Source organism: Vibrio sp. 10N.222.49.A3 (assembly GCF_041475145.1).
GTDB classification, from domain to species: Bacteria; Pseudomonadota; Gammaproteobacteria; order Enterobacterales; family Vibrionaceae; genus Vibrio; species Vibrio tasmaniensis_A.
The window spans coordinates 1-12,540 of the sequence record NZ_JBFRVM010000003.1 but is presented as its reverse complement, the minus strand read 5'-3'; the positions used below and the strand labels follow the sequence as shown (position 1 = coordinate 12,540).

10 protein-coding genes and 1 pseudogene are annotated in these 12,540 nt (G+C 45.7%); 7 read left to right on the top strand and 4 right to left on the bottom strand.

Annotation, left to right across the window (positions count from 1 at the left end):
* Window positions 1-74 precede the first annotated feature (74 nt).
* Both AB4589_RS00135 and AB4589_RS00130 read right to left on the bottom strand, forming a co-directional pair.
* Window positions 75-644, bottom strand: a complete 570-nt coding sequence (locus AB4589_RS00135; protein WP_372099059.1) for a porin family protein — start codon at window positions 642-644, stop codon at window positions 75-77.
* A gap of 230 nt (window positions 645-874) precedes the next feature.
* Entirely contained in the window at window positions 875-1,450 is a 576-nt protein-coding gene (locus tag AB4589_RS00130) for a porin family protein (protein WP_372099058.1), read from the bottom strand.
* Between the two features lie 349 nt (window positions 1,451-1,799).
* On the opposite strand from AB4589_RS00130, the pseudogene AB4589_RS00125 reads away from it, so the two are divergent.
* Window positions 1,800-2,066 (top strand): annotated as a pseudogene (locus AB4589_RS00125) (isochorismatase family protein); the annotation flags it as partial.
* Here the strand turns inward: AB4589_RS00125 and AB4589_RS00120 are convergent.
* Both AB4589_RS00120 and AB4589_RS00115 read right to left on the bottom strand, forming a co-directional pair.
* Window positions 2,063-2,926 (bottom strand): MurR/RpiR family transcriptional regulator, encoded by an 864-nt coding sequence (locus AB4589_RS00120; RefSeq protein ID WP_372099057.1) that lies wholly within the window; start codon window positions 2,924-2,926, stop codon window positions 2,063-2,065. The pseudogene AB4589_RS00125 and the gene AB4589_RS00120 sit on opposite strands and share 4 nt — an antisense overlap.
* A gap of 117 nt (window positions 2,927-3,043) precedes the next feature.
* The gene (locus AB4589_RS00115; protein WP_372099056.1) at window positions 3,044-4,318 is read right to left on the bottom strand and encodes an amino acid deaminase; all 1,275 of its coding nucleotides are present in this window, start codon (window positions 4,316-4,318) and stop codon (window positions 3,044-3,046) included.
* 175 nt (window positions 4,319-4,493) lie between these two features.
* On the opposite strand from AB4589_RS00115, the gene AB4589_RS00110 reads away from it, so the two are divergent.
* From AB4589_RS00110 to AB4589_RS00085, 6 genes are all read left to right on the top strand, one after another.
* Entirely contained in the window at window positions 4,494-5,927 is a 1,434-nt protein-coding gene (locus AB4589_RS00110) for a D-aminoacylase (RefSeq protein ID WP_280532095.1), read from the top strand.
* 139 nt (window positions 5,928-6,066) lie between these two features.
* Window positions 6,067-6,459: a RidA family protein gene (locus AB4589_RS00105; protein ID WP_004732497.1), complete on the top strand. Its 393-nt coding sequence runs from the start codon at window positions 6,067-6,069 to the stop codon at window positions 6,457-6,459.
* Between the two features lie 205 nt (window positions 6,460-6,664).
* Entirely contained in the window at window positions 6,665-8,179 is a 1,515-nt protein-coding gene (locus AB4589_RS00100; RefSeq protein ID WP_372099055.1) for a sodium:solute symporter family protein, read from the top strand.
* 126 nt (window positions 8,180-8,305) lie between these two features.
* Window positions 8,306-9,253, top strand: coding sequence for a sugar kinase (locus AB4589_RS00095; protein ID WP_372099054.1), 948 nt, complete (start codon window positions 8,306-8,308; stop codon window positions 9,251-9,253).
* A gap of 19 nt (window positions 9,254-9,272) precedes the next feature.
* Window positions 9,273-9,902 (top strand): bifunctional 4-hydroxy-2-oxoglutarate aldolase/2-dehydro-3-deoxy-phosphogluconate aldolase, encoded by a 630-nt coding sequence (locus tag AB4589_RS00090; protein ID WP_372099053.1) that lies wholly within the window; start codon window positions 9,273-9,275, stop codon window positions 9,900-9,902.
* 108 nt (window positions 9,903-10,010) lie between these two features.
* Window positions 10,011-12,461, top strand: a complete 2,451-nt coding sequence (locus AB4589_RS00085) for a family 20 glycosylhydrolase (protein ID WP_372099052.1) — start codon at window positions 10,011-10,013, stop codon at window positions 12,459-12,461.
* Window positions 12,462-12,540: the final 79 nt, after the last annotated feature.

Here is a 12,540-nt window from a genome sequence, read left to right as displayed (position 1 = left end):
GAGTGACCTTCATGACAAGGTGGAACAGCAAAGCGAATTAGTAAATTCAGCTTATTCTATGTGGTTCAATCACATTAGAAGTTGTAAGAACCACCGAAGCTAAGGCTGCTGAATGCTAGTGTTTTGTCTTCTTTCTTAAAGCCGTAGTCGTTTTCAACACTCACTGCGTCTGCTTGTGAAATTAGACGTAGTGTTAGATGTTCGATTGGCGTGTATTCAACACCTAGACCAAAGTGGAAACCTGTACCGCTATCATCATTGTAACCAGCGCTCTTGTTTGCGTTTAGGTCAACAGAGCTTAAACCAGCCAATACGAATGGGCGGATTGTGTTGTCGAATGTGTAACCAAGATTTGCTGACAACGAAATAGACGTCGGAGACAGTTTTGCAGCCCCCTTTTTGTAGTCTGCGTAATCGTTGTAGCCAAGTTCAACACCTACGATACGGTTGAATTGGTAGCCGCCGTATAGGTTGTAGCCCATGCCATCTGAATCTAAATTACCTTGACCATCAGTATCAGAATCTTGGGATACGCCAAGACCGCCACCAATGTAAGCACCGCCGTCAGTACCTGCTGCTAAAGCGGGAAGAGAAACTGCGCTGATTAAACCCAGTGCTAATGCTGATTTTGTTATCTTATTCATCTTCGTTACTCACTCTTTAATGTCATGCCAGTATCAATAACTTTTGTTTTGCGACCTTTCGACCGTTCGTGAGCATTATTCCGTAGTTTTGTACCTATTACTGTATGGCTTTGTAAGTTGAATCGTTACATAGATACAAAAATTCACTTTACTGTGCTGCCTTATCATAGGGCAGAGTAGCAAAGTGTATTTGAGTTATTTACTTACGACGTAGTCGTTTGGGGTGAATATTAGAAGTTGTATGAACCACCGAAGCTAACACTGTTGAATGCTAGAGTGTGGTCGTCAGTTGAGATCGTAGAGCCACTAATTTGATAAGAGTCTTCTACGCTTACTGCGTCTGCTTGCGAAATCAGGCGAAGTGTTAAGTGTTCAACCGGTGTGTATTCAACACCAACACCAAAGTGGAAGCCTGTGCCGCTATCATCATTGTAGCCAGCGCCGCTGTTCGCGTTGAGGTCTACGGAACTTAAACCAGCTAGTACAAATGGGCGAATGGTGTTGTCGAACGTGTAACCGACATTTGCTGATACAGAAATAGACGTTGGTGAAAGTTTTTCTGCGCCATTTTTGTAATCTGCATAATCGTTGTAGCCAAGCTCTACGCCAACAATACGGTTGAATTGGTAACCACCGTATAGGTTATAACCCATACCATCTGAATCTAAATTACCGTGACCATCTGTATCGGAATCTTGATAGACATTAAGTCCACCACCTACATACGCGCCACCATCTGTGCTTGCTGCAAAAGTTGGAAGTGAAACTAAACCGATTAAGCCGAGTGCTAATACTGATTTTTTCATGATAATACCTTGTTTACTCATCCTGTGATGTAAATCACGGTATCGCTGACGAATGATTTATAAAACCCTCACAAATGAAACCTATTTTTTCATTGATAAAGTGACTATCTGTAGCCCTTGATTTATCAAGAGGTAAGGTCATATTTGTTGGTTATATTCTTTATAAATAAAATTCACATATTGACAAAAGGTTAAACTTGCTAAATAAAACGATGTTTTTTAAGGTTGAAGTGAGAGCGGGTTTGCCTAACTAATTGAAAAATAAAACATAAAAAACATTGTATTTGTTCTATTGTAGTATTTGTTGCGGTGTTTGTTGAAAGCAAAGCAGTACGCTGATTCTAATCATGACAAGGATGTAGAGACTTGGTTAGTATGTGGTATTGAGGCTCATATTTGTGTTTATCAAACCGCAATGGGGTTGTTGGAACTTGGGTACAAGGTTCAGGTAGTTGGCGACTGTGTTAGCTCGCGAACGGCGCTCAACAAGAATCTGGCAATCTGTCGACTAATGGATGCTGGTATCGAAATCACAGGATTGGAAATGAGCTTATACGAACTGGTAAAGGACTGCCGCGCGCGTGAATTTAAGCTCATTCTATCCTTGATTCGTTAGTCACCGAGAGGCTGTCTATCGCCACCGCCTCGATAAGAATCGAGCGCTACCTTTAAGCGACGCAGTTTATCGCGCGAACGGTTCTTGTGATTGACCGCCATGCCCATCGAAAGCACATCCACTAACACCAACATAGCGTAGCGAGAAGCCGATGGTTTGTAGATGAAGTCGGTTTCCATATGTTTGATTGGCAACAAGATATCCGCAATTTTTGCCAGCGGTGTGTCTTGTGGGGTAATCGCGATGATCTTAAGTCCGTACTGCTTGGCTAATTCGGCGGTTTCGGTGATCACTGGTGTAAAACCTGTCGCTGAAATCATCACCATCACATCATTGGCATCTGCCGTGGCGGCTACCATACGTGACATCAAGCCGTCGTTGTACGACACCACTGGGTAGCCTAAACGAAACAGTCGATGTTGCAGCTCTTGAGAAGCAATGGTCGAACCGCCACCCATGCCGATAGCAATGATCTGTCTGGCGTTATGTAGCCAGTTCACTGCAGTTTCAACGTCTTGCTCTTTGAACAGAGTTCGGTTGATATCTAGGCTCTGCTTGATTGATTCGTAGATACCTTGATAACCCGTTTGGTCAACAGGTTCGAGGATAAAGCGCTGGCCAACGGTTAGCGTCTGAGCCAACTTAATCTTCATATCACGTACGTTGCTGCAACCGATCGCTTTAGCAAAACGTGTGATGGTGGCTTCACTCACTTGAGCACCTTCGGCTAGCTCTGTGATGCTGGCATTAGCAGCAAAATCAATGTCATCCATGATCAGCTTGGCGACTTTCTTTTCTGCATCACGAAGAGCAGGAAAACGCTCTGTTATCTGTGAAATGATATCTACTTCTAAACTCAAGAATCCTGATCCTTTGTTGATGGGGCTATTTGCTAATACCTAGTCATTGGTCGCTAAAGCTTAGCCCCGTTAGTATATCTTATTGTTTCGTTGATTCTAGCTTATTGAAAAATCGACCTAGAAACAGGTTTCTACCCAGTGTCTTACCTGATGATCATCATCGCTGATGGCAATGTAGCGCCATTTGTCGAAGGTTAAACACGGGTGTGAGGTCGAGAAAGCAATCATGTCGCCCACTTCAATCTCAGAAGAACCATCGGTTTCAACAAAGGTATGTTGATCCATCACCGCAGTAGAGGTTAAGCCTTTCACTGAGATTGCTTCGCCATTGCGATAGCCGCGCTCGGCAATCGGTAAGCCTGCATCGAAGGCCACATCACGCTTACCTAGCCCGATCACCAGTTTGGTTGGCTCCGGACGAGAGATTACATACGCCCATACCTCAAGTGCCGATTCTAAATCACCTCCCAATTCGCACGCGTAACCTTGGTTTACTTGAGCGCGTTGCAACACCTTGCTTTGTGCGTCTAGGTAAATGCCTGTGTCGTGAATGGCATAGCAGCCCGGGCGGATGATCGCCAAGTAATCGGTTAGGTTCGCCAAACATTCTGCAACCACGTCATACCAAGCTGAGCCTGCGCCAGTGATGATAGGTTGCCCTGCAATTAGGCCATCTGATGCCAGGCTTTCGACTGAAGTGAGCGCCTGATTTAAGAAGGTACGAATGTCTTGTTCTGCATTGTCACCGTGAATCACACCCTCATACACCTCAATACCTGCCAGCGAAAGGGCTGGTGTATCTTGGATGAATTTAGCCAGTTCTAGAACTTCTTCCGGTGAACGACAACCACAGCGACCGCCCGGTACACCAAATTCGATCAGTACCTTTAGCGTCTGCTTTGTATTGGCGAAATATTGGTTAAGTTGCTGCACGTTTACTGAAGAATCCACACAACAGTAAAAGTCGACATCAAACTCACTGATCAGCTGTTCAACGATCGCCATGTTGGTTTTGCCCACCAATTGATTAGCCATGATGATGCGTTTTGCACCTGCCATTGCTGCAATTTCTGCTTGTGCAGGTGTCGCAACGGTAATTCCCCAAGCGCCATTTTCTAGCTGTTGGCGGAAAAAAGCAGGTGTCATTGATGTTTTGCCATGTGGCGACAATTTAACCTGATGATGATCGGCGAATGATTGCATCCAATTTAGGTTATTGGTTAAGGCGGATTGCTTGATAACCGCAACTGGGAGCGAAACATCTTCATTAACTAGTCGATAAACACCGTTCTCAGATTGCGATACCGCTCTCCCTTTTTGGCCTTTTTCAGTCAAGAAAAAACTATCGTTTTGATACTTTATAACATCTTTATGTGCAGGGTTATGTTTCATTGCTGATTCCTAACATGATTTAAGTTGTTGTTATTTAATGTTTTAGTATATCCGCAATCTTTTTTGTGGTAGAAGCTATCACACAAATTAAAATATTATGTGTGTTTTGTCACTGAAAATAATCGGCTGAATTTCTAATATAGCTCCATCAACACAGTGGATTGAGAGAGTGAAAATGTTGTTCGATACGATAATTAAAAATGTAGAGGTGTTTGATGGCACCGGCGAACAATCGTTTTGTGCCGATGTAGCAATCCGAGATGGAAAAATCGCCGAAATTGGTCAAATCGATCATGAAGATTGTGGCCAATTGGTTGAGGGAGCAGGCTTAGCATTGGCTCCTGGTTTTATTGATGTACACACACATGACGATACCAATGTAATTCGTTACCCAGACTGCCTGCCTAAGATCAGCCAAGGTGTCACAACCGTGATTGTTGGTAACTGTGGTATCAGCGCATCACCAACCGTTTTGGCTGGCGATCCACCTGATCCAATGAATCTTTTAGGCGCACAAGCTGACTTTAAATACCCAACTTTCGCCGCGTATGCACAAGCGGTAGAGCAAGCTCAACCGGCGGTAAACGTTGCAGCATTAGTCGGCCATACCACATTGCGTAACCAAGTGATGGATGACCTGCAACGCACTGCAAGCGAAGACGAAATCGCAGCGATGCAAACCAACCTTGATTTGGCGATGGAACAAGGCGCATTAGGTTTGAGCTCGGGTTTGGCTTACGCCAGCGCGAAACAAGCGAATGCCAACGAAGTGATGCAGTTAGCGAAAGTGCTTTCTGGTCACGGCGGCATCTATACCACGCATATGCGTACCGAATTTGAAGAGATCTTAAGCGCGATGGAAGAGGCGTTTGAGACAGGACAATACGCGAAAGTGCCTGTTGTTATCTCCCACCTTAAATGTGCAGGTGCGGGGAACTGGGGTAGAACCGTTGAAGTACTCGACTTAATGGACAAGGTTTCTGAGCACCAAGATGTGTCTTGCGACTGCTACCCATACTCAGCGAGCTCTTCAACATTAGATTTGAAACAAGTGACTGACGATTTCGACATCTTCATCACTTGGTCTGAAGCAAAACCAGAACATGCAGGCAAAACGCTTAAGCAGACTGCTGATGAAATGAACCTCCCCCTGATGGACGCAGCAAAAGCGCTTCAACCAGCGGGCGCGGTTTATCACTGCATGGATGAGAACGACGTAAAGCGCGTATTGAAATACAAACTGACCATGGTCGGTTCCGACGGTTTACCTAATGACCCGCATCCACACCCAAGATTGTGGGGCACCTTCCCGAAAGTGCTAGGTCACTATTGCCGAGACGAAAAACTGTTCTCGTTGCCAGAAGCGATTCACAAGATGACTGGAATGTCGGCTCAGCGTTACAACTTAGCGGGCCGAGGCGAAGTTCGCTGTGGTGCCTTTGCCGATTTAGTTTTATTTGATCCAAAGAATATTAAAGACACAGCAACATTTGAAAATCCTATTTCAGTTGCTCAAGGAATAGAAAGTGTATTTGTAAATGGTGAGTTAACTTACCAGCAAGGAAAAGTAAGAAATAATCGTTCAGGCGTTTTTATTTACCGAAACTAGAATTTAAATTATTTATTAAATTCAGATAATTATAAAAACGGCGAATTAATTTAAATATATTGGAATAGAATTTGTTTTATCTATAAAACCAATGTTATCTATAAACCCAATATTATCTATAAATAAGTGGAGTTAAAAAATGACTATTAAACGTTACGGTGTTGAAGGCGGTACAGGTACAGGCGGACAACATTTACCATTTGCACGTGCAACTGAAGCAGGTGGTTTCCTATACGTTTCTGGCCAGACACCGATGACAGATGGTGAAGTGGTTGAGGGTGGTATTGTTGACCAGTCTCGCCTAGCGATCCAAAACTGTGTCGATATCATGACTGAAGCGGGCTACGGCCTAGAAGACGTAATGCACGTAAAGGTTGTGCTAACGGATTCTCGTTACTTCCAATCTTTTAATAAGGTATTCAAAGAGTTCTTCGGTGCTAACCCACCGGCTCGAATCTGCATGGTCTGCGACTTAGTTGTAGACGTGAAGGTTGAAGTAGATGTGACTTGCTACCGCGCCGATCGCGGATAGTAATAACCTAATCACAATTACCTACTTTGAGAGTATTAGGGGTTAGTCATCCCTGTTATTATCCTTTAATACTCTCACCCTACATTTATAAAAATTACTTTAATTAAAAAAGATAAAATCAATAAAGTAATTATATGAAATATAAAATGAATGAATCATAAATAAAGTTCAGGAATGAACTCAATATTTCACTGAGAGGTGTCAAATGAACAGTACACTTTTTCTTACAGGCTTCGGCGTGTACGTATTATTTTTAATTTGGTTAGGCTGGTTTGTCTCGCGTAATCAAAAATCTGGCGAAGATTTCTTATTAGGTGGCCGTGGCCTACCTATGTTCTTAGTACTTGGTACAACAGTAGCGACGATGGTCGGTACGGGTTCAAGTATGGGTGCGGTTGGCTTCGGCTACGCAAATGGCTGGGCAGGTGCTCTGTACGGCATTGGTGGTGCGATAGGCATCCTATTACTTGCACTTTGGTTTGCTCCGGTTCGTAAATTGAACTTCATGACCATGAGTGAAGAGCTGGCTTACTATGTTGGCGCTAACCGCATCGTGAAAAACGTTGTAGGTGTACTGATCTTTGTTGCCTCAATTGGTTGGTTAGGCGCTCACATTCTAGGTGGCGGCATGTACTTAGCGTGGATTGCAGACATCGATCTCAACCTAGCGAAAATCATTATTGCTGCAGCATTCACTATTTACGTGGTGATCGGTGGTTACACTGCGGTTGTATGGACCGATACCATTCAAGCGATCATCCTTTTTGCTGGCTTCATCTTGATGGCGGTAATGTCAGTCGATTACATCGGCGGCATGGATAACCTTTACGCTGCGATGGATCCTGCTGCTACAAGCTTTTTAGCAATCGATAAACTGGGTCTTTTGCCTGCTGTATCTCTGGCTGTGGTTATCGGCGTGGGTGTACTGGCGACGCCTTCATTCCGTCAGCGTATCTACTCAGGTAAAGATGTATCAACGGTTCGTCGCTCATTTGTTGCATCGGGTGTGTTGTACCTTTTCTTCTCAATCATCCCTGCAATCATCGGTATGGCAGCACATGCCATTGACCCAACATTGGATAATGCGAACTACTCGTTCCCTTATGTTGCTGCAACGGTTCTTCCGGTTGGCGTTGGCATGATTGTTCTTATCGCGGGTCTTTCTGCAACCATGTCGAGTGCAAGTTCAGATGCGATAGCTGGTGTTTCTATCCTACTGCGTGATGTTTACGTGATGTTTACTGGCCGCGTACCGAACAAAGAGTCAATGGTGAACTACTCTCGCTTGGCACTGATTGTGGTGATTGGTTTTGCACTGCTGTTCGCACTGACGTCAAACGACATCATTGGCTACATCACGAAAATGATTTCAACCGTAATGTCGGGCATGTTTGTGTGCGGTATGTTGGGTCGATTCTGGAAACGTTACAACTGGCAGGGTGCTCTTGCTACGCTAGCGGGTGCATCTGTGGCTTCATTTGTCGTAATGCTAAATGCAGACTACACGGCTTTTTGGGGCAACCCTGTGATTCCTTCTTGTCTAGTGGCTCTAACGGCGGGTGTGCTGGTAAGCCTATGTACTCCGGCTAACCAAGTGACACCAGAAATGGCGAAAGCAATTCTTGATGACGAGCGCGCTCTGATGGAGATGGAAATGTCTGAGTCTGGCGTACTTGAAGAAGAAGCGGCACCTCAACGTCCAGCAAATCAAACAAGCTAACTCAACGCTCCGCGGCGAGTCAGTACAGCAAAGTTAGTACGACAAACAGTGGAGTGATTTAGTTAGCTCAGGCTCTGCTTAGCGGCAGAGCCTTCTTCCCCATTTATCTCTATTTTAGGATCGGCTATGCCTGCATCTTCTCATTTCAATATTGCTTTCTTTGGCGAATGTATGGTCGAAATCAGCGGCTCTCCATTAACCAAAAAGTTTGGCGGTGACACACTTAATACCGCACTTTACCTTTCTCGCTTAACTCAACATCAAAACCTCTCTGTTCATTACGCGACGGGCCTTGGTAGCGATGAGCTGTCTCTAAATATGATTGATAGCTGGCAGCTCGAAGGTATTCAAACCAATTTCGTTGAACGCATCCCAAACAAGCTGCCTGGACTCTACATGGTCGAAACCGATGAAACGGGCGAGCGACACTTTCACTACTGGCGCAACGATGCGGCGGTAAAATCTTATTTCCATGCTAATCACTTGAATAAGCTTGAAATCGCTCTGACAGAGAAGCAAGTCGAGGCGGTTTACATCAGCGGTATCAGTATCGCGATCTTGGATGATGCCTCTCGCGAGCGTTTATTCAAAGCCATTAGCGTGTTCTCAAACCAAGGCGGCAAGGTGATTTTTGATAATAACTATCGCCCGCAACTTTGGAGCACTGAGCAAGCTCGACATTGGTATGCCAAGTTACTGCCGTTGGTGGACATCGCCTTGATTACCGAAGACGACGACCTGCTTGTATGGGGTAACTCAGAGAGCGTTCAACAACGCTGCCTTCGTTTGGGTTGCCAAGAGATCGTCATCAAGCGTGGCTGTGAGCCATGCAAGATTGTTCAAATTGATCAGGACGATATTGTTGAGAATTATGTTTCAGCGACGCGTGTTTCTAACGTGGTCGACACCTGCGCGGCGGGTGATTCGTTCGCCGCGGGTTATTTAGCTGCGCGTCTTACTGGCGAGAGCGCCACCGACGCAGCCGAACTTGGCCACCAACTGGCTTCAATCGTTATTCAATACTCTGGCGCAATCATCCCCGTGAGCGCTATGAGCCAACTGATTAAAAAATAAAATAAAAAGCGGAATTATTATGTCTCAAGAAATGATCAACACACTTAAGCAATTCAAAGTTATCCCTGTTATCCAAATCAACAAGGTTGAACACGCGATTCCACTGGCAAAAGTGTTGGTAGAAAACGGCCTACCCGTTGCTGAAGTGACATTCCGCACTGAAGCGGCAGCAGACGCGATTCGTGCGATGCGCGATGCGTATCCAGAAATGTGTATCGGTGCTGGCACAGTATTAACGCCAGCGCAGATCGACCTTGCGAAAGAGTCGGGCAGCGAATTCATCGTAGCTCCGGGTCTGAACCCAAACACCGTAAAACGCTGCCAAGAAATCGGCATGCCAATCGTTCCGGGCGTAAATAACCCAAGCCAAGTAGAGCAAGCGCTAGAGCTTGGCCTTAACTTCTTGAAGTTCTTCCCTGCAGAAGCGTCTGGCGGCATCAACATGGTGAAATCTCTGTTAGCGCCATACGTTGATGTGTCTTTAATGCCAACGGGAGGTATCGGCAAGCACAACGTGAATGACTACCTAGCCGTGGATCGCGTGGTGTGCTGTGGCGGTACTTGGATGGTATCTCCGAAGATGATCGAGAATGAACAGTGGGACGAGATCGCGGCATTGGTTCGTGAAGCAGTCGCTCTTGTGGACTAACGAGAAGCGTTTGGAATAAAGATAAACAACAGCAGTGGTTGATGGTTCTGTTTTGTGAATTGCCTCCGATAAACAAAACAGAACCATATTTATATAGGAAAACTAATAATGAAAAAAACTATATTATCCCTATCGATTTCAGGTTCAGTAGTGTCCCCAATGGCGTTAGCAATGGCTCCAAATTCCGATCTAAATTTAATGCCGTACCCACAAACGGTCGAGCTGCAAGCTGGGCAAGTGAAAGTAGATGGTAATTTTAAAGTTTACATCAAAGGCTTTAATTCTGATCGCGTTGAGTACACGGCGAAACGCTTTATTGATCGCCTTGAGCGTCAGACAGGTGTGCCGATTCTAAATTGGCAGGTTGATAGTGCAGATCAAGCGAACCTGATCATAGATATCGACGCAGCACCAAAGTCTGAAATACAAAATATCGACTCTGTAGAGTCCTACAAGATTACCACTCAGGGTGAACAAATCACGCTGAGCTCTCCAAGCCCATACGGCACGATTCACGGCATCGAAACCCTTTTACAGCTCGTTGAAACCACAGCGACTGGCTACCATATTCCTGCCGTAACCATTGTCGATGAGCCTCGCTTTCGCTGGCGTGGTGTTTCTTACGATACTTCACGTCACTTCATTGAATTCGATGTGCTGATTCGTCAGTTAGATGCGATGGCGTCGGCGAAGATGAACGTATTCCATTGGCACTTCTGGGACGACCAAGGTATCCGCATTCAAACCGAATCTTGGCCGCGTTTATGGTCTGAAACCGCTGATGGTAATTACTACACCAAAGACCAAGTTCGCTACTTAGTTGAATACGCGCGTAATCTTGGTATTCGTGTGATTCCTGAGGTCTCTCTTCCGGGTCACTCTTCTGCGGTTGCTCACGCTTACCCGCGTTTGATGTCGGGCGGTGAAGGGCAAAACTACGAGCAAGAAAGAGGGTGGGGCGTGTTTGAACCACTGATGGATCCACTTAACCCTGAAGTCTATGAGATGCTTGGTGATGTGTTTGATGAAGTGACCGAGCTGTTCCCTGATGAGTACTTCCACATTGGTGGCGATGAGCCGAATTATGCACAGTGGAAAAACAGCGAAAAGCACCAACAGTTCATTGAAGAAAACAATATCGATGGCGAGCGTGGTCTGCAGTCTTACCTCAATGTAAAAGTTGAGAAGATGCTCGAAGAGCGCGGTAAGAAGATGACCGGTTGGGATGAGATTTGGCATAAAGACCTGCCGACTTCGATCGTGATTCAAAGCTGGCAAGGGCACGATAGCATTGGTCGTGCGGCGAAAGAGGGCTACCCAGGTATTCTTTCTACGGGTTATTACCTAGATCAACCTCAGCCGACGAACTACCACTATCGCAATGACCCAATGCCAACGGGCATCACGGTTGACGATAAGCTGCACAGTGGCGAAAAGTTCGTGACGTACCAATGGCAGAAGCCACGTTCAAAAGGCGGCCCACGTAAGGGAACACTGACTATTATTGAAGCGAAAGACGGCACTTTCCGCGCATTCAGTGATTACAACGGCAAGTCTCGCGAAGAGATCTTCATCCTTGATTATGTGCCGGGTAAAACCTTTGTTGGCCACTTCGATAACTTCATGTCGTACACCGAATTCAACCTAAACCTGAATCCAAAGGGTTTTGCAGAAGGCAGTTACCAATTGGTCGGTAATGTGCGTTGGCCAACCACAGGTGAAGTGATTGCGAGCAGCGATGTTGAAGGCAGCGTGATCCCTGAGCCAAATGGTGGTTACCCTGCAGAATTAACCGACAAAGAAAAAGAGCTTATCTTGGGCGGCGAGATCACCATGTGGCTAGAGAACAAAGACAGCCTCACGGTCGAAAACTACCTATGGCCACGCAGCTATGCGATTGCAGAGCGCTTCTGGTCTGATGCGGAATTGACGGACGAACGCAGCATGTACAAGCGTATGAAAGCGATGGATACATGGTCTGAAGTGTCGGTTGGGCTGCGTCACCATGCGGATGCTGATATGTTGTTAAAACGCATTGCCAAAGGCCAAGATATTCACGACCTGCGCGTGCTTGCCAAGTACACTGAGCCAGCACAATATTATGCACGTAACTGGGAAAAGTGGAATTCGACTGAACCTAAGGGCACTTTATACAGCCAATACGAGCGTCTAAATCGCTTTGTTGATGCACTGCCAGTCGAAAGCTACGCCGTGTATGAGATGCAAGATTTGGTCAACGAAGTCGCGACGGGTAATCAACAAGCGCTTGAGCAACTTGCCCAGCATTATCAACAAGCAAAAGCGGCTGCACTCGCTGCTGAGACTGTCTTCGCAGGTAATGTGTCTTCGGTAGAGACTGTGATTGTCGCAGAGAAAACCGCGGAAGTCGCAGACTTGGCGTTAACCTTGATTGCTAAAGCACAAGCGGATGAAAAAGTTAGAGCATCAGATGCAAATGCTTACCAAGCGATATTGTCTGAAGCAGCGAAAATCTATGATGAATCGATCATCTCGATTGTTCGCCCTACAGAGTTACTGTTGAAGCAGCTAGCTGAGTAAGTCGTTAACGGATTAGCGAATAAGTCACACGCCAATAATTGAATCAAAACCGCCCTCTGTGGGCTAATGCCGTTCACTT